The organism is Serratia sp. CY31944 (genome assembly GCF_052169175.1).
Lineage (GTDB): Bacteria > Pseudomonadota > Gammaproteobacteria > Enterobacterales > Enterobacteriaceae > Serratia > Serratia sarumanii.
Window position 1 is genome coordinate 55807 of record NZ_JBJNLG010000014.1, and the last position, 21743, is coordinate 77549.

A 21743-nucleotide genomic window follows, 5' to 3' on the forward strand; every position below is an offset into this window, starting at 1 on the left:
CCATCGTAACGTGGCTAAATGAAGGGGCCGGAAAATTCCGGCCCGCTAGGTCAAACTTTAGATCTTGCAGGCGCCGCTTTCGCAGTCGTCATCGCCGGCCTTGGCAGGCTGCAAATCTTCCTGGGCGTCTTCCGCACCATCGCGGGTATTTTGGTAGTACAGCGTTTTCACGCCGAACTTGTAGGTGGTGAGCAGGTCTTTCAACAGCTGCTTCATCGGCACCTTGCCGCCCGGGAAGCGGGTCGGATCGTAGTTGGTGTTGGCCGAAATCGACTGGTCGATGAATTTCTGCATCAGCCCCACCAGCTGCAGATAGCCGTCGTTGCTCGGCATTTCCCACAGCAGCTCGTAGTTGTCTTTCAGACGCTCATACTCCGGCACCACCTGGCGCAGGATGCCGTCTTTCGACGCCTTGATGCTGATGTGGCCGCGCGGCGGCTCGATGCCGTTGGTGGCGTTGGAAATCTGCGAAGAGGTTTCCGATGGCATCAGCGCAGACAGGGTCGAGTTGCGCAGGCCGGTTTCCTGGATCTCTTTACGCAGGGTTTCCCAGTCGTAGTGCAGCGGCTCGCTGCAGACCGCATCCAGGTCTTTCTTGTAAGTGTCGATCGGCAGGATGCCCTGCGAATAGGTAGTCTCTTTGAACCACGGGCAAGCGCCTTGTTCCTGAGCCAGGCGGTTGGAGGCTTTCAGCAGGTAGTACTGAATGGCTTCGAACGTTTTGTGCGTCAGGTTGTTGGCGCTGCCGTCGGAGTAGCGCACGCCGTTCTTCGCCAGGTAATAGGCGAAGTTGATGACGCCGATGCCCAGGGTGCGGCGGCCCATCGCGCCACGGTGCGCGGCCTTGATCGGATAATCCTGGTAATCCAGCAGGGCGTCGAGTGAGCGCACCGCCAGGGTCGCCAGCTCTTCCAGATCGTCCAGGCTGTCGATCGCGCCCAGGTTGAAGGCCGACAGGGTGCACAGCGCGATCTCGCCGTTTTCGTCGTTGACGTCTTCCAGCGGCTTGGTCGGCAGGGCGATTTCCAGGCACAGGTTGGACTGACGCACCGGCGCGATCTGCGGATCGAACGGGCTGTGGGTGTTGCAGTGGTCGACGTTCTGGATGTAGATGCGGCCGGTAGAGGCGCGCTCTTGCATCATCAGCGAGAACAGCTCAACCGCTTTCACGCGCTTCTGGCGAATGCTGTCGTCTTTCTCGTACTGGGTGTACAGGCGTTCGAATTCGTCCTGATCGGCGAAGAACGCGTCGTACAGCCCCGGCACGTCGGACGGGCTGAACAGGGTGATGTCTTCGCCCTTGATCAGACGCTGGTACATCAGGCGGTTCAGCTGCACGCCGTAGTCCATGTGACGCACGCGGTTGCCTTCAACGCCACGGTTGTTTTTCAACACCAGCAGGCTTTCCACTTCCAGGTGCCACATCGGGTAGAACAGCGTTGCTGCGCCACCGCGCACGCCGCCCTGCGAGCAGGATTTGACGGCGGTCTGGAAGTGTTTGTAGAACGGAATACAGCCGGTATGGAAGGCTTCACCGCCGCGGATCGGGCTGCCCAGCGCGCGGATGCGGCCGGCGTTGATGCCGATGCCGGCGCGCTGCGAAACGTATTTCACAATGGCGCTGGAGGTGGCGTTGATGGAATCCAGGCTGTCGCCGCACTCGATCAGCACGCAGGAGCTGAACTGGCGGGTTGGGGTGCGCACGCCGGACATGATCGGCGTAGGCAGCGAAATCTTGAAGGTGGAAATCGCGTCGTAGAAACGTTTGACGTAGTCCAGACGGGTTTCACGCGGGTAGTTGGAGAACAGGCAGGCGGACACCAGCATGTACAGGAACTGGGCGCTTTCGTAGATCTCGCCGCTGACGCGGTTCTGCACCAGATACTTGCCTTCCAGCTGCTTGACGGCGGCATAAGAGAAGTTCATGTCGCGCCAGTGATCGATAAAGGAATCCATCTGCTCGAACTCTTCAGCGCTGTAGTCTTCCAGCAGATGCTTATCGTATTTGCCCATCTCGACCATGCGCGTCACGTGAGCGTGCAGCTTCGGCGGCTCGAACTGGCCATAAGCCTTTTTACGCAGGTGGAAGATCGCCAGGCGAGCGGCCAGGTACTGATAGTCCGGCGCATCGCGGGAGATCAGATCGGCTGCGGCTTTGATGATGGTTTCGTGAATGTCGGCGGTTTTGATGCCGTCATAAAACTGAATGTGTGAACGCAACTCTACTTGAGAAACCGAGACGTTGTGTAATCCCTCTGCGGCCCAATCGATGACCCGGTGGATTTTGTCGAGATTGATGCGCTCTTTACGGCCATCGCGTTTAGTTACAAGCAGACTTTGGTTCATGTGGTGTTTTACCTGTCCGTATGGTGCCCCTAAGCAGAAGTGTAGTCGCTCTGCTCAGTATGTAAACACTATATATAGGGGTTGTATGTCGGTGAGGTAACAAGATAGTGAGAAAAAACGGCGTTTGCAAGTGAACAAAACCGGCCTAATTTGTGGATAACTTGGGGGTGAAATGTAACTTGCCGTTCGCAGTGCGCGCCGTGACTGGCGCGACAAGCTTGTCAATAAGCGCGATCAGATTTTACTGAAAAACTGAAAAAATCGATCGTTTGGCGCTTTATTAAACGTTAGAAAAAAACGGCATATTGATCTGTTTTAATATTCTAAAAAACTGTTTACAACGGGTATTTTGAGCGAAATCGCGGAAATTAGGTATTTTTCCGAATACGCCAACGGCGCCGCCCCCCGGTAATGCAGGGCCGGCGCGGTTTACAGCGCTTAACCTTCGTGCTGGGTGTGCACCATGTAGTTCACGTCAACGTTGCGCCCAAGCTTGAAATGATCGGTGATCGGGTTGTAATGCAGGCCGATCATGTGCTTTTCGCGCAGCGGCGTGCCGTCGACCCAGCCGATCAGTTCGGAAGGGCGAATGAACTTCTTATGATCGTGGGTGCCCTGCGGCACCATCTTCAGCACGTACTCCGCGCCGATCACCGCCATCAGCCAGGCTTTGGTGTTGCGGTTGATGGTGGAGAAGAACACGTGGCCGCCCGGTTTCACCAGCTGGGCGCAGGCGCGCACCACCGAGGCCGGATCCGGCACGTGCTCCAGCATCTCCATGCAGGTGACCACGTCGTAGCGTTGCGGGTTGGCCTGAGCGTGGCTTTCCACCGTCTCCTGCACATAGGTGACGTCCATGCCGCTTTCCAGCGCGTGCAGCCGCGCGACCTGCAGCGGCTCCGCGCCCATGTCCAGCCCGGTCACCTTGGCGCCTTCGCGCGCCATGCTTTCCGCCAGAATGCCGCCGCCGCAGCCCACGTCGAGCACCTGCTTGTCAAAAATGCCGCCGGCGCGTTGCATGATGTAGTTCAGGCGCAGCGGGTTGATGCGGTGCAGCGGTTTGAACTCGCCTTCCAGATCCCACCAGCGGGAGGCGACGGCCTCGAACTTGGCGATTTCCTGGTGGTCAACGTTTTGCACTCGGCTGGATGATTCTGCGTTCATGGGCTTGTCTGGCTCCTTGTTCTCGTTGCGCGGATTATACATGTTCCGGCGCGGCATCGTCTGTGCCGATGCGTTTTTAGCGCACTTATCTGCACAATTTCCGTGAAACAGCGGCGGTTATTTTCCCGTAAAGCGTGCTTTGTGATATAGTTTTACACCTTTGCCACTATGGCAGCGGGCAGATGAATCATTAGTAGAGGGATAGCAGCTCCATGAGCGACCTTGCCAGAGAAATCACACCGGTAAACATCGAAGACGAGTTGAAAAACTCGTATCTGGACTATGCGATGTCCGTTATTGTCGGACGTGCGCTGCCAGATGTTCGTGATGGACTGAAGCCGGTTCACCGCCGCGTTCTGTACGCGATGAGCGTATTGGGTAACGACTGGAATAAACCATACAAGAAATCGGCCCGTGTCGTCGGGGACGTGATCGGTAAATATCACCCGCACGGTGACAGCGCGGTTTACGACACTATCGTGCGTATGGCTCAGCCGTTTTCACTGCGCTACATGCTGGTGGACGGTCAGGGTAACTTCGGCTCCGTCGACGGCGACTCCGCCGCGGCGATGCGTTATACCGAAGTGCGCATGTCCAAGATTGCTCACGAACTGTTGGCGGATCTGGAAAAAGAAACCGTCGACTTCGTGCCTAACTATGATGGCACTGAGCAGATCCCGGCCGTCATGCCGACCAAGATCCCGAACCTGCTGGTCAACGGCTCGTCGGGCATCGCCGTGGGCATGGCCACCAATATCCCGCCGCACAACCTGGCGGAAGTCGTCAACGGCTGCCTGGCCTATATCGACGATGAAAACATCAGCATCGAAGGGCTGATGGAACACATCCCGGGGCCGGACTTCCCGACGGCGGCGATCATCAACGGCCGTCGCGGCATTGAAGAGGCCTACCGCACCGGGCGCGGCAAAGTCTACCTGCGCGCGCGTGCGGAAGTGGAAGCCGACGCCAAGACCGGGCGCGAAACCATCATCGTTCACGAGATCCCGTATCAGGTGAACAAGGCGCGTCTGATCGAGAAGATCGCCGAACTGGTGAAAGAAAAGCGTGTGGAAGGCATCAGCGCGCTGCGCGACGAGTCCGATAAAGACGGCATGCGCATCGTGATCGAAGTCAAACGCGACGCGGTCGGCGAAGTGGTGCTGAACAACCTGTATGCGCTGACGCAACTGCAGGTCACCTTCGGCATCAACATGGTCGCGCTGCATCAGGGCCAGCCTAAGCTGCTGAACCTGAAAGACATCCTCGAAGCCTTCGTGCGTCACCGCCGCGAAGTGGTTACCCGCCGCACCATCTTCGAACTGCGCAAGGCCCGCGACCGCGCCCATATCCTGGAAGCGCTGGCTATCGCGCTGGCCAACATCGATCCGATCATCGAGCTGATTCGCCGTGCGCCGACCCCGGCCGAAGCGAAAGTCGCGCTGGTGGCGCAGCCGTGGGATTTGGGCAACGTCAGCGCCATGCTGGAACGCGCCGGTGACGACGCCGCCCGCCCTGAGTGGCTGGAGCCGGAGTTCGGCATCCGCGACGGCAAGTACTACCTGACCGAGCAGCAGGCTCAGGCGATTCTGGATCTGCGCCTGCAGAAACTGACCGGCCTGGAGCACGAGAAGCTGCTGGACGAATATAAAGAGCTGCTCAACTTTATCGCCGAGCTGATCTTTATCCTGGAAAGCCCAGAGCGCCTGATGGAAGTGATCCGCGAAGAGCTGGTGGCAGTCAAAGAGCTGTACAACGACGGCCGCCGCACCGAGATCACCGCCAATACTTCCGACATCAACATCGAAGACCTGATCAATCAGGAAGACGTGGTGGTGACCCTGTCTCACCAGGGCTACGTGAAGTATCAGCCGCTGTCCGACTATGAAGCGCAGCGCCGCGGCGGCAAAGGCAAGTCTGCGGCGCGTATCAAAGAAGAAGACTTTATCGATCGTCTGCTGGTGGCCAACACCCACGATACGATCCTGTGCTTCTCCAGCCGTGGCCGCCTGTACTGGATGAAGGTGTACCAACTGCCTGAAGCCAGCCGCGGCGCGCGCGGTCGCCCAATCGTCAACCTGCTGCCGCTGGAAGCCGATGAGCGTATCACCGCCATTCTGCCGGTGCGCGAGTATGAAGAAGGGCGCCACGTGTTCATGGCCACCGCCAGCGGTACCGTGAAGAAAACCGCGCTGACCGAGTTCAGCCGCCCACGCAGCGCCGGCATCATCGCCGTCAACCTCAACGAGGGTGACGAGCTGATCGGTGTCGATCTGACCGACGGCAGCAACGAAGTGATGCTGTTCTCCGCCAACGGTAAAGTGGTGCGCTTCCCGGAAACGCAGGTGCGTTCGATGGGCCGTACCGCGACCGGCGTGCGCGGCATCAACCTCGGCGAAGGCGACAGCGTGATCTCGCTGATCGTGCCGCGCGGCGAAGGCGACATCCTGACCGTCACGCAAAACGGCTTCGGTAAACGTACCGCCGTGACCGAGTACCCGACCAAGTCGCGCGCCACCCAGGGGGTTATCTCCATCAAGGTGAGCGAGCGTAACGGCCAGGTGGTCGGCGCCGTGCAGGTGGAAACCAGCGACCAGATCATGATGATCACCGATGCCGGCACGCTGGTGCGTACCCGCGTTTCGGAAGTCAGCGTGGTGGGCCGTAACACCCAGGGCGTGACGCTAATCCGCACGGCGGAAGACGAAAACGTCGTCGGTCTGCAGCGCGTGGCCGAGCCGGTGGAAGACGAAGAGCTGGACAGCCTGGAGCCGGGCGCGGAAGCGGTGGAAGAAGACACCACGCCGCTGGACGATGGCGACGACGCGGCTGAGCCGATGGACGACGACAACGTTTAAAGCAAAGGGCGTCGGCATGCCGGCACCATGATGCACTGCGACAAAAGGGTCTGGCAGCGATGCTAGGCCCTTTTTCAGTTATATGGTTTAATTGGCGCACCGAGCCGCCGGCCGCTGCGCCGGCGACAGCGTGCGCCGCCACTGACTTTCGTATGGTATCCGATTGAAATACTTAGCCTCTTTTCGAACTACGCTGAAGATATCCCGCTATCTGTTCCGGGTACTGGCGATTTTGCTGTGGTCGTTGGGTGCGCTGCTCACCACCTTTTATATTCTGAATATCCTGCATCAGAAAGAATCGGACATCCGGCAGGAGTACAACCTCAACTTCGACCAGGCGCAGGGCTACATCCGTCACTCCGCTGACATCATTCGCGACATCAAGTATATGGCGGAAAACCGCCTCAACGGTTCGGTCAGCGGCCTGGACATGTTCAGCGGCGTGATCCCCGGCAAGGGCAGCCCGCCGCAATTCTTTCCGCTGTACCCGGAGTCCAACTGCGCGCTGAGCACCACCTATCGCAGTTCGCTCGATTCGCTGAGCGGCCTGATCCAGTATTGGAAAGAGAACTTCGTGGCGGCCTACGATCTCAACCGGGTGTTCTTCATCGGCGGCGACAGCCTGTGTATGGCGGAGTTCGGCGGCGGCAACGCGAGCGCCAATCGGGAAAACATGCTGAAGTTGCTGCACGAGCGCATTCTGAAATACCGCAACGCCAAGAATCTCGACAAAGACAACAACCTGTATTGGATCAGCCCCAGCGCGCAGCGGCCGGACGTCGGTTATCTGTACGTGCTGACGCCTCTCTATATCGGCAACAAGCTGGAAGCGTTGCTGGGCATCGAGCAAACCGTTCGGCTGGAAGATTTCGTTACCGCCGGCAACCTGCCGATCGGCGTCACGCTGCTGGATGAGAACAACGAGCCGGTGCTGCGCCTGGCGGATGGCGAACGCTATGCCGCTGCGCTCAACAGCTACCCCGAAGAGCATGCCTACTTCGGTTATGTCGACAATTACCGCGACCTGATCCTGAAGAAAGCGCTGCCGCCTTCTTCGCTGAGCATCGTCTATGCGCTGCCGGTGAAAAGCGTGGTGGAACGCTTCAAAATGCTGATCCTCAACGCGCTGTTGCTGAACCTGTTGTCGGCCATCGTGTTGTTCACGCTGGCGTGGCTGTTTGAGCGTAAAATGTTCCTGCCGGCGGAGGACAACGCGTTTCGCCTGGAGGAGCACGAGCAGTTCAACCGCAAGATCGTCGCTTCGGCGCCGGTGGGCATCTGTATCCTGCGCATCAGCGACGGCACCAATATCCTGAGTAACGAACTGGCGCACAACTACATCAACCTGTTGACCCACGAAGACCGCGATCGCATAACGCGCATCATTTGCGAACAGCAGGCGAATTTCGTCGATGTAATGACCAGCAACAACAATAACCTGCAGATCAGCTTTGTCCATTCGCGCTACCGTAACGAAGAGGTGGCGATTTGCGTGTTGGTGGACGTCAGCGCGCGCGTGAAGATGGAAGAGTCGCTGCAGGAGATGGCGGCGGCGGCGGAGCAGGCCAGCCAGTCGAAATCGATGTTCCTGGCCACCGTCAGCCATGAGCTGCGCACGCCGCTGTACGGCATCATCGGCAACCTTGATCTGCTGCAAACCAAGGCGTTGCCGCAAGGGGTCGATCGGCTGGTCAATGCGATGAACAACTCTTCCGGCCTGCTGCTGAAAATCATCAGCGACATCCTCGATTTCTCCAAAATCGAGTCCGAGCAGTTGAAGATTGAACCGCGCGAGTTCTCCTGCCTGGAGGTGATCACCCATATCGCCGGCAACTATTTGCCGCTGGTGGTCAAGAAGCGTCTGGGGCTGTACTGCTTTATCGAACAGAACGTGCCGGAGCGCATCTTCGGCGATCCGGTGCGGCTGCAGCAGGTGCTCTCCAACCTGGTGAACAACGCCATCAAGTTCACCGATACCGGCTGTATCGTGCTGCAGGTCTGCACCCGCGGCAGCTACCTGGAGTTCAGCGTGCGCGATACCGGCGTCGGCATCCCGGAGAAGGAGATTTCGCGCCTGTTCGATCCGTTCTTCCAGGTGGGGACCGGCGTGCAGCGTCATTTCCAGGGTACCGGCCTGGGATTGGCGATCTGCGAGAAATTGGTCAACCTGATGGACGGCGACGTCTCCGTCGAGTCCGAGCCGGGCCTGGGCAGCTTGTTCAGCATTCGCATTCCATTGTTTAACGCCCAGTTTCCGATCCCGCAGGCCAGCGATACCTGGCAGGGGCGTCGGCTGTGGCTGGATATCCGCAATCAGCGGCTGGAAAGCTACCTGATGGCGATCCTGGGCGGCTACGGCGCCGATATCCAGCGCTATGACGGGCAGGAGACCGCCGCGGGAGAGGTGCTGCTCAGCGATCATCCGCTGATGCTGGATGCGCCGCTGCTGGCTCAGATCCAATTCTCCACCGAGCATATTGGCCCATCACAGGAAACCCGGCCGGGCTATTGGATGCACAGCACCTCCACGCCGCGTGAAACGCTGACCTTGCTTAACCGGTTGTTCGGCGTCGGCAGCGGCGCGGCTGAGGCGCTGGTGCAGCTGCCGGTGCCCGCCAAGGCTAGCGCGGCGGACAACGGCGATATTCATCTGCTGGTGGTCGACGATCATCCGATCAACCGTCGCCTGTTGTCCGATCAGCTGGGATCGCTGGGATATCAGGTGGTGACCGCCAACGACGGCGTCGACGCGCTCGGCGTGCTGAAACAGCATCGCGTCGATATTGTGCTGACCGACGTCAATATGCCGAATATGGACGGTTATCGTCTGACGCAGGCGCTACGGCAGATGCAGTTCAGCGCGCCGGTGATCGGCGTGACGGCGAACGCGCTGGCGGAAGAGAAGCAGCGTTGCCTCGAGGCGGGTATGGATAATTGCCTGTCGAAACCGGTCACGCTGGAGACGCTGGAACAGACGTTGGCTTACTACAGCCAGCAGGTGCGCTACAGCCGCAGCGAGGCTTGAAAAGCAAACAGGCACGGCGAATGCCGTGCCTGTTTGGCGTTAACCTGCCGTGAGTCAGGCTTTAGTCTTTGTCCAACGGCGTCATGCTGACGGAAGAGAGGTAGTTGAGCAGGGCGATGTCGTTCTCGACGCCCAGCTTCATCATCGCCGATTTCTTCTGGCTGCTGATGGTTTTGATGCTGCGGTTGAGCTTCTTGGCGATCTCGGTCACCAGGAAACCTTCGGCGAACAGGCGCAGCACTTCGCTCTCTTTCGGCGACAGGCGTTTGTCGCCATAGCCACTGGCGCTGATCTTCTCCAGCAGTTTAGAGACGCTTTCCGGCGTGAACTTCTTGCCTTTCTGCAGGGCGGCCAGCGCCTTCGGCAGATCGGTAGGCGCGCCTTGTTTCAGCACGATGCCTTCGATATCCAGATCCAATACCGCGCTCAGGATCGCCGGGTTGTTGTTCATGGTCAGCACGATGATCGACAACTGCGGATAGTGACGCTTGATGTACTTAATCAGCGTGATGCCGTCGCCATACTTGTCACCCGGCATCGACAGATCGGTGATCAGCACGTTGGCGTCCAGCTTGGACAGATTGTTGATCAGTGCGGTTGAGTCTTCGAACTCCCCAACGACATTCACCCATTCAATTTGCTCAAGTGACTTCCGGATGCCAAACAGTACGATAGGATGGTCATCAGCAATAATTACGTTCAGGTTATTCATGTTGTTGGCTACCTTGCTTCAGCAGTCTGCTGACGAAAAAATCAATCTGACTGATGTTATTCTCGATCTCGGGCGCATCACCTTCTGCGATGCGCTGTTCTAACGATTCGCACAGCTGCTTGCCGGGAAGCAGATTTAACATGGCAAACACGCCTTTCAGGCGATGTGCGGTTTGTGACAGCGCATTGAAATCACTGCTGCCCGCCTCAGTATACAGTTTTTTGACATCGTCGGGTACTGTATCGACAAACAGCCCATAGTAATCACTTGATTTCAATTGTTTTTCATAGAGTTGGATATCTTCTGAACTCAATGAAAGCGGGCTTTCTTCCTGTTCCAGCGCGGCCATTTGCTGTTCGATCAGTATCAGCACGGCGTCGATTAATGCGCCGTTCAGGTTGTAGTTCACCCGAATGTAGCGTTTATCCAGCGCTTGCCAACCCGGCTCATCGGTCGCCAGCAGCAGGGTGTAATCATCGGCTCTCTGCGGGTTATCGGTCAGCAGCACGTCATAATCACGATTGACCGCGCGATCGTCGGCGACGAGGCAGTCGGCGCCGTAGGCCTGCAGCAGACGGGTCACGATGCCGCGCACTTCATCCGACGTGACGTCCAGCAGGGCGGTGACGCCGTCGAGCAGTTTTTCCTGCTCCTGCGGCTCTTTTTTCTCCATCTCCATGGCGACGCGAATGGTGTAGCGAGTGCCGATATCCACCTTGCTGCGAATGTCCAACTGGCCGTTAAGCTTCTTGCACAGCTGATTGCACAGGAAGAAGGTGAGGCCGGAACCGTGGTTGAAGCGATCCACCAGCGTCTGGCTGAGGAACGGATAGTTGAGGTTGCTGATCTCTTCGTTGGAGATGCCGGAGCCGGTGTCGTTGATTTGGAAAATCAGGCGGTCAGGGTGCTCGGGCTCATGGTCGATAACCAGTGTAACCTTGCCGCAGGCGGTAGTGATAATGGCGTAATGCACCAGCAGCGAGATCACCTTGCGCAGCGCGTTGGCGTCGCCGATATAGTTCTGCTCGACGTCCAGCTGGAAATGCTTGAACAGCGCCAGCCCCTTCTGATTAAGGGCGGGCAGGGCCTCCAACAGCAACTCGTCGATCATCGCCGTCGGGCTAAACGGCTCGCGCGAGGGTTGCCAGTCCTGGGTTTCCAGCCGGGTCAGCAGGGTGATGTTATCGATCAATTCCAGCACCGAAGCCGACGCCGCCGTCAGCTGGCCCAGCAGCGCCTGCTGCTGTTCCTCATCCGGCCTGCCGTGCAGACGATCGACCAGATCGTGCATCTGGCGTACCGGCTGATTCAGCTCAATGCCCAGGTTGTGCAGCATCAGCTTGCGCGCCTGAACGTTTTTGTCGTATTCGCGCCGTGCCTGCTGCAGCCGCTTGTTCACCATCACCTCTTTATCCTGATCGTGCATCAGGAACAGGTAGGTGTCCGGCGATAACTGGCTGCGGAAGATGCGGATTTCATACACCTCGTTGTTGACCGTCGCCTGGATCACCCCGTGATGCTGTTCGGCCATATGGGCGATCTTTTGCAGACTGAGGTGCGGCAACAGGTGCTCTGCGATTTTATTGCTGGCGATCACCGCATTGTTGGCGAAGCTGTAGACCAGCAGGCCGGAAGGCAGGCTGGAGACGATTTCCTGATTCAGCGCGCGCTCGGCCTCCAGTTCCACCGCCATGTTTTCGCTCGGGCGAATGTACTGGCGGCGGATAAAGTAGATGCTCAGCATCGACAGCGCCAGCAGCAGCAAGTTGACCGCGATCAGCCAGATGTTGTTGCGCAGCAGGTCGATGGCCAGATTGATGGCCGAAACGCGATACACCACCTTCAGCGGCGCATTGGGCAGGGCGGCGCTGAACTCCACCCAGCCGCCGCTCATCGTCGCATGGGTGCCGAGGACGGTTTCCGCCGGGATGGTGCTGTCGTCGAGATCGACATCGTCCGGCTGCAGCAGGAAATTGGCGCGGGCCAGATTGGCCGGAATGATGTCGTTGATCGGCAAGTCGAAGGCGATCACCGTCGCCAGATGCCCTGGCTGATTGAAAGTGGTGCGAATCGAGAACGAATAGGCGTTCTGGAAGCGCTGCTTGCGCAGATCGGAAAAGCTCTCGCGCTCGTCGAGCATATTGGCCTGCTGCAGCATCTCGGCGCGGCGTTCGTCCGCCGAGGTGGTCAGGTAGCTTTCCCGAAAGCGCGAAGCCAGCTCTTTGAGCGGCTGAGTGGTGATCAGGCTGAGGCTGTTGTCCTGACCATTGAGGTAATACATGGCGTAGTTTTCGGTCTTGGCGCCCCAGCGGGTGTCCAGGTAATCCGAGATGTTGGCGATCATCGCCAGCGTGCTCTCGTCATGGCTGCCGAAGATCACCGCGTCGGTTTTCTTGTGCGGTTTCTCGATATAATAGACGTCGGGCCGCAGGCGGGTTTCCTGCAAACCGGGATCGACATTCTGCGCCGGCGCATTGCCAAATTTGTCATAGACCTGATAGGTCATATAGCGGTAGGTATCGATGCGCTTTTGCAGCGAACCGGCAATGCTGTTCAGCGCGTACTTTTTTTCCGCCAGCCAGGCGTTGGTGTAGTTGTAGCCATACAGGCCGATGCCGATCGTCAGCAGCACGATAAACAGCAGGAAGCAGCGGGTAATGTTGCTGGAGCTGATGGTCAATTGTTTATTTTGCATAGTGACTGCGCATTCCTGAATCAGCGAGTGACGGCCCTGGCGCTGGCGGTCACCGCCAACAGCAGAGCGGCTACGCAGGCGAAGGCCACCGTCAGGCTGGAAAACTGAGCGATGAAGCCGATCAGCGCCGGGCCGGCCAGAATACCGGCATAGCCGACGGTGGTGACGGAGGCGATCGCCAAATTGGCCGGCATGTCGCGCTGGTTGCCTGCAGCGCTGAACAGGATCGGCACCACGTTCGAGGCGCCCAGGCCGACCAGCATGAAACCGACCAGCGACACGGTGGCGTGATTGAAGGCGATGGCCAGACTCAGGCCGAGAGCGGCGCACAGGCTGCCCAGCAGCAACACCCGGTAGCGGCCCAGTGAGTTCACTACCCGATCGCCATTGAGGCGACCGAGCGTCATGGTGATGGAAAACAGCGCATAGCCCAGACCGGCCTGGCTGTGTTCGACGCCGCGCAATGTGGTGAGGAACAGCGCGCTCCAGTCGAGCATCGATCCTTCCGCCAGGAACATAATGAAGCAAAGAATGCCGATGAACATCACCCAGCCGCGCGGCAAGACGAACATTGGCCCGCCGTCGTCGGCGCCGCTCTCACGCAGCAGATGGCGGCTGGCGAGCGCCAGCAGCACTATCACCGCCAATACGGTCAGCAGGGTGGATTGCAGCGGCGTCAGCCCCAGCCACAACAGCGCGCTGACGCCGCCGGCACCGGCAATGCCGCCGATGCTGAAGAAACCGTGAAAGCCGGACATCATCGCCTTGCCGCTGGCGCGTTCGACGATCACCGCCTGAACGTTCATCGCTACGTCGATCATGCCGATCGCCGCACCGAACAGCAGCAGCGCCACGGCCATGCCGCCGAGAGAGTCCATCAGCGCCAGCAGCGGCAGATCGATGCACAATCCCAGCCCCGCCATCAAAATCACCGAGCGGCAGCCCAATTTGCCGGTCAGGAAACCGGTCAGCGGCATCGCCAGCATGGAGCCGGCACCGATACAGAGCAGCAACAGGCCGAGCGAGCCGTCGTCGATGCCGATGCGCGCTTTGGCGAAGGGGACCAGCGGCGCCCAGGCGGCCATGCCGAGACCGGCGACGAAAAAGGCCAGACGGGTGGCGATCTGTTGAGGAACGCCGGGCGTTTGCTGTTCATTGCACAAGGTGGCTGTCATGTAAGCGTCAGGATCTTGGGTCAAAAGAATGGTGAAAGTTACTGACAGTTTTTATCACAATCCGCGATCCGGGTCGAAAATATTCGTGCCTGATATATCCCTGGCGCCGCCTCTGCGCACCAGCCACAGCGCGATAGCCTGGATAATATAGTCCTTTTGCCGCTCGTCCAGTGCGACGCCCTGCGGTATGCCGTGCCACTTTTCCAGGCAGCCGCGGCAGCAGGTGGCGGTGGCGTGCTGGGCGACGAATACCGGGTGGCCACGCATCGGCGTTTGCTTGCCGTCGTTTTTAGGGTGGGCGGCGGCCAGGCGGCGATCGATAAAATCGCGGGCATGGCTGAGGATAAGGGGTAATCCCTTGCCCTCGAGATAAGCCTGGTCTTTGGCATTTAAACGGAAGCGAGCGCGGAAGGGGGAACTTTGCAGCCGCCGCCACAGCACGTCGGGTTGAAAGGGCATCATGAATTTTACTCGCTGAAAGTGCGCTTTTTTCAGATTACCAGAACTGAAACTCTGCGGCTAATTGTGCCTGCGGCGGGAAATAATCGGCAAGATAAAGCACGAAATGAAAAGCAAGCTCAATTTGTAGGCTAAAATAAGGAAAAAGATTAGCAATTAGTGCGGCGGTAAATTAGTGAAACTATATCATTGGGTTATTTATTTGCTTGCTATTTGTGCGAGTCGAAATTGTGAGGGGAGTATGGAGGGAAATAAAAAACCGGCCAGAAGCCGGTTAAAAGGAATGCAGAAATTATCTTCCGATAATGAAGGTAATAATGAAAATAATGATGATAGCGAAGTGATTATAGCGGCTGCGTGTGGGGCGCGTTTTGGCACAATGTGCTTATTGCCCGTCTCAATTGTATGGTTGGCTTTTTTTTCTTAAAGATATGTATAACTACATGATTTTTTATCAATTAATCTATTCTTTGTCTTTAAGTGCTTTATTTTGTTTGTCTGTAAGGTTTTGTGAAAGTTCGCGTGTATTTACATTTCGAAACCTTTATTAATTACACTGAAACACTATCGGATACTTGGTATCATTTTCTTTCTGGATTAATATAACCCTTGTTACCAGAATGGTAATGCACAGTCGTGCTAATAATGCTCGAAAAGGGCAGTGGCCGTAGCTCGACATAATTAACGAGGATAATAACGATGAAACTTCGAGTACTCTCTCTGATGGTACCCGCACTGCTGGTTGCAGGCACAGCAGGCGCGGCGGAAATCTACAACAAAGACGGTAATAAACTGGATTTGTACGGTAAAGTCGACGGTCTTCACTATTTCTCCAGCAACAACGGCGTGGACGGCGATCAGTCTTATATGCGTTTTGGCCTGCGCGGCGAAACGCAAATCAGCGATCAGCTGACCGGGTACGGCCAGTGGGAATATCAGGCGAACCTGAACCACGCTGAAAACCAGGACAACAAGAACTTCACCCGTTACGGCTTCGCCGGTCTGAAATTCGGCGACTACGGCTCCTTCGACTACGGCCGTAACACCGGCGTGCTGTACGACGTCGCGGCGTATACCGACTTGCAGCCTGAGTTCGACGGTATGACCTACGGCGCCGACCAGTTCATGTTCCAGCGTTCCAGCGGCCTGGCGACCTACCGTAACAACGACTTCTTCGGTCTGGTTGACGGCCTGAACTTCGCCCTGCAGTACCAGGGTAAAAACGGCAACGGCGAAGAGACCAACAACGGTCGTGACGTCCTGGGCCAAAACGGCGAAGGCTACGGCATGTCCATGAGCTATGACATGGGCTACGGCATCAGCGCCGCGGGCGCCTTCTTCAACTCTCGCCGCACCAGCGAGCAGAACGGCGCCGGCGCGTACCGCAATATTATGGGCCGCGGCGACAAGGCGGAAGGTTACTCCGGCGGTCTGAAATATGACGCCAACGACGTTTACCTGGCGGTGATGTTCACCCAGTCCTACAACGCGGCGCGTTTCGGCAGTTCCGACAGCAGCGTTTATGGCTACGCCAACAAGGCGCAGAGCTTCGAAGCCTACGCGCACTACCAGTTCGACTTCGGTCTGCGTCCGTTCGTGGGCTATAACCAGACCAAAGGTAAAAACCTGGGCCGCGCCGGCAACGGCAAGGACTACGGCGATCAAGATCTGGTCAAATTCGTCGACCTGGGTGCGACCTACTTCTTCAACAAAAACATGTCTACCTATGTTGATTACAAAATCAACCTGGTGGACAACAACGATTTCACCGACGCTGCCGGCATCAACACCGACAACGTGGTTGCCGTGGGCCTGGTTTACCAGTTCTAAGCACCAGCGTGTGAATGACACAGCGCGGCCTTCGGGCCGCGTTTTTTTTGCCGGTAAAAAGCACGGATTGATCCGTTGTCGGCATGGGAAGCGCTTCGGATCGCCTCCGTTCGGCCTACGCTGTCAGTACAGCAAACAGAACGGAGGTGATATGGAACTCAAGATCGATAAGGTGATCGAAACGGTGCTGTACGTCAGCGACATTGAACGCGCGGACGCTTTTTACCGGCAGGTGCTGAAGCTGCCGGCAATGGTCGCCAATGAACGGTTTCGCGCCTATAACGTCGGCGATCGGAGCGTACTGTTGCTGTTTATCGAGGGCGATTCGCTGCGCGGGGCGCAGTATCCGACCGGGTTTATTCCCGCGCACGATGGCGTGGGGCCGGCGCATATCGGGCTGGCGGTGGCGAAAGAGCAACTGCCGCACTGGGAACGGCATCTGGTGGCCAACGGTGTGGAGATTGAGGGGCGAATGCGCTGGGAACACGGCGGGGAGAGCATTTATTTTCGCGATCCCGACACCCACCTGCTGGAACTGGTGACGCCGGGCATCTGGGCCAATTACTGATCGAACCCGCCTTGCGCCAACATGTCCAACGCGGCATTCAGCACCTGCAGCGCGGCCTGCGGTTGCCGCTCTATCTGCACTCTGACGATGGCGCCGTCGATCAGCATCGCCAGCATTGCCGCCCGCTGTTCCTGCTGCGGCCCGGCGGGCAGGTGGCGCGCCAGTTCATCCGCCATCTGCCGTTTATGCCGGCCGGCGATGTGCAGGCTTTCCGGCAGCAGATCGGCTATCTCCACCGCAGTATTGATAAACGCGCAGCCGCGAAAGCGCGGATCGTCGAACCATTCCGCCAGGCAGGGTACCAGCGCCGGCAGCAACCCGCCGGTCTGCGCCACATGGCGGGCCAGTGATGTGCTGAACCAGCTGAGCCACTGCTGATGGCGATAGGTCAAAAACGCCGTAATCAAATCGTTCTTGCTGGGAAAGTGGCGGTAGAAGGTCACTTTGGTCACGCCCGATTCTTTGATGATGCGATCGATACCGGTGGCGCGGATCCCTTCTTGATAAAACAGATCGTGCGCCGTCAGCAGGATGCGCTGGCGGGCGGGCAAGGCGTTGAGATCGGCGGTCATCATTTTCTCCGGGGCTATTTTCGAGTGATTGTAGACAACTCTGTCTACTTGCGCTAGCGTAAAGGTGTAGACAGAGTTGTCTACATGCCTTCACTCAGGAGATGAACATGAGCATTAAACCCCCATTGCCGCCTTTTACCCGCGAATCCGCCATCGAGAAGGTGCGACTTGCGGAGGATGCCTGGAACAGTCGCGATCCCGAACGCGTATCGCAGGTGTATTCCTTCGATACCCACTGGCGTAACCGCGCGGAGTTTGTCGACGGTCGCGCGGCGGTGGTCGGCTTTTTGCAACGCAAATGGGCGAAAGAACTGGAGTATCGGCTGATTAAGGAGCTGTGGGCGTTTGACGGCGCGCGCATCGCGGTGCGTTTCGCCTATGAATGGCGCGACGATTCCGGCAACTGGTATCGCAGCTTCGGCAATGAAAACTGGGAGTTCAATCAGGAGGGGCTGATGATCAACCGCCATGCCTGCATCAACGACATGCCGATTCGCGAACAGGATCGGCGTTTTCATTGGCCGCTCGGCCGGCGCCCGGACGATGTTCCAGCGCTGAGCGATTTCGGTTTTTGAATCTGCTGGCGCGCCGGCGATGGCCTCTAGGGTGCAAAAGCGCACCGATCGACAAAGGGGAATTTGTAGAAAAGCCTTCCCGCTTCTAGACTTAGGGAACAACAAATGCACTCCAAGAGGACAAGCTATGACGAAGAAGTTGGTTTTGGCCGTCGGCACCGCGGCGGTATTTTCCATTCTTGCCGGTTGCACCACCTATGATCGTGCAGCCAGTTATGTCAATGAGCCGGTGGTCAGCGATGTCAAAGTAGGGATGACCAAGCAGCAGGTGCGGGCTATCGCCGGTCCGCCGTCGACGTCCGCTACGCTGATCCATGCGCAGGGCACCTGCGACACCTATGCGGTGGCGCCGCGCGACGGCAAGGTGCAGACGTACTTTGTCAGCTACAACGACACGGGCCATGTCATGAACAAGGGCTATCAAACCTGTTCAGACTACGATTCTCAGCCGAAATAATCGCGTTTCGGCCGACCAAAAAAGCCTCGCTTGCGCGGGGCTTTTCATTTTTTAAGCGTTTAAGGCCTGAAGTTTAGGCAACTGCGCCGCCCATGCCATTTTTTTGCATCAAAACGATAGACATTTCATAACGGTATCGCTAATATCAGCGCCCATTGGAAGGATGGCCGAGTGGTTTAAGGCAACGGTCTTGAAAACCGTCGAGTGTAACAGCTCCCAGAGTTCGAATCTCTGTCCTTCCGCCAAATTCAGCCGGCTTAGCTCAGTAGGTAGAGCAACTGACTTGTAATCAGTAGGTCACCAGTTCGATTCCGGTAGCCGGCACCATGACAGAGGCCCCAGCAGCGATGCTGGGGCTTTTTGTTATGAGCTTTACACTTGCCGCAGGAACAAACAGTATAGGTATTAACCTATAGCCGGGGTTTTATCAGCCGCACGGAGCTTGGAACCTAGGGCATTTATCACTGAGGGATTGGGGGGGATGTGGCTTATTCTGGCAGAAATATAGCCGGTGGACGAGCCGGCTATCAGATAGGGTTCAAATATCAGTGACCAGCCACTGATCCGCTTCTTCGAACATCTCTTCCAACATTCGGTTCAGCTTCTCACGATCGCTTTTGCTGGCGTCGGAGTTCAGGCCGTTGGCCTGCATCGGCTTCACGCGCACGTCAGCTTCCGGGAACAGTGCATGCACGCGTTTTTCCAGCTCGTTGCGAATAATCTCGGCGGCGTTGGGTAACCCAGCGACGTTGCGTTTGTCGTATACCAATTCTACAAACATGTCTCACCTGTAAGTACTGATTTAATGTACAGTATTCTGGCCTGAGGAAGACCGGTTGGCAAGAGGGGGCGCGGAATTTTGCATGATGCGTTCATTCTTGCGCGGTGTGCGGTAAATCCTGCAGCTGAATCACCAATTCCGCCAGGCTGGCGGCCTGCATTTTCTCCATCACTTTTGCCCGGTGAACCTCCACGGTGCGCAGGGCGATATTCAACCGCTCAGCCATTTCCCTGTTCATCATGCCCCGCACCACCAGCTGCGCAATGTCGCGTTCTTTCGGCGTGAGCGTGCGGTAGCGGCCGCAAGTTTCATGGCGTTGCCAGGCCTCGGCGGAGACCTGCTGCGCCCGTTCGAGGGCGGCGATCAGCGGTTCAGCGGCGATCGGTTTTTGCAGGAAGTCCACCGCGCCGTACTTCATCTGCTCCACCGCCATCGGCACGTCGCCATGGCCGGACAGGAACACCACCGCCAGCGTGCTGCCGCGGCGGCGCAGCTCCCCGTAAACCTGGTGACCATCGAGCTTCGGCATCCGCATGTCCAGCAAGACGATCCCGGTCTGAAACAGGTCCGCCTGCGCCAGAAAATCGGCGCTGTCATTCCAGCATTGCACGCCGTGGCCGAGGCTGGTCAGCAAAAAATGGCAGGCGTCGGTGACGGCGACGTCATCATCCACCAGATAAATTAGCGACATGGTTTTCCTCGTTATCCAATATGAAATGCAGCGTTACGCACAGCCCGTTGCGGCTGTCGGGAGCCGGGCGGTTAGCCAGGCGGATTTCGCCGCCGCCATAGCGGGCAAGGCGCCGGCAAATGGCTAACCCCAGCCCCATGCCGCCGGCCTTGGTGGTGTTGAAGGGGCGAAAAGCCTGTTCCAGCCCGGCCGTTGTCATGCCGCCCGCGTTGTCCTGCAGATGCAACTCCATCGCCCGTTCGCTCTTGGCGGCGGAAAGCCAGACGGCATTGGCCCCGGCCTGCGCCGCATTCAGCAGCAGGTTCGCCAGCAACTGTTCCAGCAGCGCCGGCGGCAGGGTTAGCGTCAGCGAAGGCGCCACGTTATTGAACAACGTCAGGTCGGGATAGCGTTGCGTCAGGCGCAGCAGCGTCCACACCCGCTCGGCGGTTTCGCTTACCGCGGTGGGGCGCCAGCGCGTTTGGTCTATCGCCTCCGCGGTGGGCTGCACCCACTGGCGCAGGTTATGAATCGTCTCGCCGCCGCGCTGCGCCTGCCGGTCGATATTTTCCAGCGGCCCCAGCAGCGGATGCCCGGCGTCCGTGTTGCGCAGTTGGATCAGGCACCCCTGCGCATAGTGGCGAATGGCCGCCAGCGGCTGGTTGAGCTCGTGCGCGAAGCCGGAGGCCATCTCCCCCAGCACGTTCAGCTGCCTGGTGTTTTCCAGCGCCCGTTCCTGCCGCCGCAGTTGCTCGTCGGCGCGGAGCAGCTGTCGCCCGCGTCGGCGCACCAGCAGCGCGATCCAGATATGGTTGACGATCAACAGCGCCAGCAGCGCCAGCGACAGGCCGACGGCCGTCTGATGCTGGATCAGCCAGCTCTTGATATCCAGCCACAGCCGCCGCTGTTCCGGGTGCTGATTGACGGCGCGCAGCAGCGCTTCCACCTCGCTGGTCGAGGCCGGTGCGCCCCACAGGAAGGGAGACTGGGGCGGTGCGGTCAGCAAGGCTCTCGCCACCGCATCCACCAGTGAGTTATCCAGGCCGGGCAGGGCGGCGAACGACCAGTTGGGGTAAAGCGGCGTGCTGGTGACGCAGGGAGCCGACGTGGCTTGTTGCAGCAGCGGGCGAAAATCCGCCGGGTTGATCAGGCCTTCCTTGCTCATTTTCTCCAGCAGGCAGACCGGGACGATGGCGGCCTGAATGGCGCGCTCGCGCAACAGATAGAGCAGGGCGTCGGCAGGGAAACCGGTAAAGCGCAGGTGAAAATCGCGCTCGGGCCGTATGCCGGCGTCGCTGAGCGCCTTATAGCCGGTCAGATAGCCGCCGAAGGCCTGCGGATCGATGGCGCCCACCGTTTTTCCCATCAGCGCCTGCGGCGTCGTAATGCCGCTGTCGCGCCGCACCAGAATCACGCTGCCGATGATGTTGCCCGTTGCCCGATCGCCGTTGGCGGCGTGCAACGACGCCAGCCAGCGCAGATGATAGTGGCTGTTCAGCTGCACAAACTGCGCCGGATTAGTGACCACGAACTGCACGCTGCCCCGATTGACCGCTTCGCGCATCTGCGCCAGATCGAGCGGCCGCAGGCGGAAGCGTTCTCCGCCGACGCTGCCGTTGAGCCTGTCGATCAGCGGCTGCCAGTCACGCTCGGTCGCCGCATCGCCGCGCATCGCCAGCACGCCGACCGACCACTCGCCCGCCTGTGCCGCCATCCCCCAGCCGAGACTGAACAGCAGTAATAACACGACCCTCACGGCCCCTCCTGATGGGCAATTTGCCTGCCGCCACTTGTTTTAGATCAACGTTGGGTTCGGTATGTGGTTAACCACAATAGAGCTGAGCCCAATGTCATTTTTA

The 21743-nt window shown here is 58.3% G+C and carries 17 protein-coding genes and 2 tRNA genes; 9 read left to right on the top strand and 10 right to left on the bottom strand.

Translation table 11 applies throughout. From position 1 onward, the window contains the following. Window positions 1–57: 57 nt before the first annotated feature. Window positions 58–2346: a class 1a ribonucleoside-diphosphate reductase subunit alpha gene (gene nrdA / locus ACJ8IN_RS15410; RefSeq protein WP_033635301.1), complete on the bottom strand. Its 2289-nt coding sequence runs from the start codon at window positions 2344–2346 to the stop codon at window positions 58–60. A 438-nt stretch (window positions 2347–2784) separates the two neighbouring features. Beyond that, window positions 2785–3510: a bifunctional 2-polyprenyl-6-hydroxyphenol methylase/3-demethylubiquinol 3-O-methyltransferase UbiG gene (ubiG, locus tag ACJ8IN_RS15415; protein WP_004935909.1), complete on the bottom strand. Its 726-nt coding sequence runs from the start codon at window positions 3508–3510 to the stop codon at window positions 2785–2787. Window positions 3511–3722: 212 nt separating this feature from the next. Here ubiG and gyrA point away from each other — a divergent pair, with 212 nt between their 5' ends. Both gyrA and rcsC read left to right on the top strand, forming a co-directional pair. After that, window positions 3723–6365, top strand: coding sequence for a DNA topoisomerase (ATP-hydrolyzing) subunit A (gene gyrA, locus ACJ8IN_RS15420; RefSeq protein WP_004935906.1), 2643 nt, complete (start codon window positions 3723–3725; stop codon window positions 6363–6365). A gap of 163 nt (window positions 6366–6528) precedes the next feature. Then, on the top strand, window positions 6529–9390 hold the full coding sequence (rcsC, locus tag ACJ8IN_RS15425) for a two-component system sensor histidine kinase RcsC (RefSeq protein ID WP_039565028.1): 2862 nt from the start codon (window positions 6529–6531) through the stop codon (window positions 9388–9390). A gap of 61 nt (window positions 9391–9451) precedes the next feature. Here rcsC and rcsB read toward each other — a convergent pair whose 3' ends face one another. The 4 genes from rcsB to ACJ8IN_RS15445 are packed head-to-tail and all read right to left on the bottom strand — an operon-like array spanning window position 9452 to window position 14434. Beyond that, window positions 9452–10102: a response regulator transcription factor RcsB gene (gene rcsB, locus ACJ8IN_RS15430; protein ID WP_004935900.1), complete on the bottom strand. Its 651-nt coding sequence runs from the start codon at window positions 10100–10102 to the stop codon at window positions 9452–9454. After that, the gene (gene rcsD / locus ACJ8IN_RS15435; RefSeq protein ID WP_308331945.1) at window positions 10095–12797 is read right to left on the bottom strand and encodes a phosphotransferase RcsD; all 2703 of its coding nucleotides are present in this window, start codon (window positions 12795–12797) and stop codon (window positions 10095–10097) included. The genes rcsB and rcsD overlap by 8 nt, the downstream gene beginning before the upstream one ends. Before the next feature lie 20 nt (window positions 12798–12817). Beyond that, window positions 12818–13972, bottom strand: coding sequence for an MFS transporter (locus tag ACJ8IN_RS15440; protein ID WP_033648025.1), 1155 nt, complete (start codon window positions 13970–13972; stop codon window positions 12818–12820). 54 nt (window positions 13973–14026) lie between these two features. Beyond that, window positions 14027–14434, bottom strand: coding sequence for a DUF4186 domain-containing protein (locus tag ACJ8IN_RS15445; protein WP_094859988.1), 408 nt, complete (start codon window positions 14432–14434; stop codon window positions 14027–14029). 238 nt (window positions 14435–14672) lie between these two features. Between ACJ8IN_RS15445 and ACJ8IN_RS15450 the strand changes: the two genes are divergently transcribed. From ACJ8IN_RS15450 to ACJ8IN_RS15460, 3 genes are all read left to right on the top strand, one after another. Further along, on the top strand, window positions 14673–14858 hold the full coding sequence (locus tag ACJ8IN_RS15450) for a hypothetical protein (protein WP_125460720.1): 186 nt from the start codon (window positions 14673–14675) through the stop codon (window positions 14856–14858). A 272-nt stretch (window positions 14859–15130) separates the two neighbouring features. Beyond that, window positions 15131–16261 carry a porin OmpC gene (gene ompC, locus ACJ8IN_RS15455; RefSeq protein WP_308325918.1) on the top strand — a complete coding sequence of 377 codons (1131 nt, stop codon included), beginning with the start codon at window positions 15131–15133 and terminating at the stop codon, window positions 16259–16261. Window positions 16262–16412: 151 nt separating this feature from the next. Next, on the top strand, window positions 16413–16829 hold the full coding sequence (locus ACJ8IN_RS15460) for a VOC family protein (protein WP_308325917.1): 417 nt from the start codon (window positions 16413–16415) through the stop codon (window positions 16827–16829). Here ACJ8IN_RS15460 and ACJ8IN_RS15465 read toward each other — a convergent pair. Then, complete coding sequence (locus tag ACJ8IN_RS15465; RefSeq protein WP_060427546.1) at window positions 16823–17401, bottom strand: TetR/AcrR family transcriptional regulator; 579 nt, start codon at window positions 17399–17401, stop codon at window positions 16823–16825. The two genes, ACJ8IN_RS15460 and ACJ8IN_RS15465, sit on opposite strands and share 7 nt — an antisense overlap. 107 nt (window positions 17402–17508) lie before the next feature. Between ACJ8IN_RS15465 and ACJ8IN_RS15470 the strand changes: the two genes are divergently transcribed. The 4 genes from ACJ8IN_RS15470 (at window position 17509) to ACJ8IN_RS15485 (ending at window position 18760) form a co-directional block, all read left to right on the top strand. Further along, window positions 17509–17976 carry a nuclear transport factor 2 family protein gene (locus ACJ8IN_RS15470; protein WP_308325916.1) on the top strand — a complete coding sequence of 156 codons (468 nt, stop codon included), beginning with the start codon at window positions 17509–17511 and terminating at the stop codon, window positions 17974–17976. A gap of 127 nt (window positions 17977–18103) precedes the next feature. Continuing rightward, on the top strand, window positions 18104–18433 hold the full coding sequence (osmE, locus tag ACJ8IN_RS15475) for an osmotically-inducible lipoprotein OsmE (protein ID WP_033635291.1): 330 nt from the start codon (window positions 18104–18106) through the stop codon (window positions 18431–18433). Between the two features lie 157 nt (window positions 18434–18590). Further along, window positions 18591–18678 (top strand) — tRNA-Ser (locus tag ACJ8IN_RS15480). A gap of 6 nt (window positions 18679–18684) precedes the next feature. Further along, a tRNA-Thr gene (locus tag ACJ8IN_RS15485) sits at window positions 18685–18760 on the top strand. A 211-nt stretch (window positions 18761–18971) separates the two neighbouring features. On the opposite strand, the gene ACJ8IN_RS15490 is transcribed toward ACJ8IN_RS15485, so the two are convergent. The 3 genes from ACJ8IN_RS15490 to ttrS all read right to left on the bottom strand — a co-directional run bounded on the left by ACJ8IN_RS15490 (window position 18972) and on the right by ttrS (window position 21598). Continuing rightward, complete coding sequence (locus ACJ8IN_RS15490) at window positions 18972–19214, bottom strand: DinI family protein (RefSeq protein ID WP_004935803.1); 243 nt, start codon at window positions 19212–19214, stop codon at window positions 18972–18974. 91 nt (window positions 19215–19305) lie between these two features. After that, window positions 19306–19905, bottom strand: a complete 600-nt coding sequence (ttrR, locus tag ACJ8IN_RS15495) for a tetrathionate respiration response regulator TtrR (RefSeq protein ID WP_103772897.1) — start codon at window positions 19903–19905, stop codon at window positions 19306–19308. Continuing rightward, window positions 19880–21598 (bottom strand): tetrathionate respiration histidine kinase TtrS, encoded by a 1719-nt coding sequence (gene ttrS, locus ACJ8IN_RS15500; RefSeq protein WP_308326153.1) that lies wholly within the window; start codon window positions 21596–21598, stop codon window positions 19880–19882. Before ttrS ends, ttrR begins: the two co-directional genes overlap by 26 nt. Window positions 21599–21743: the final 145 nt, after the last annotated feature.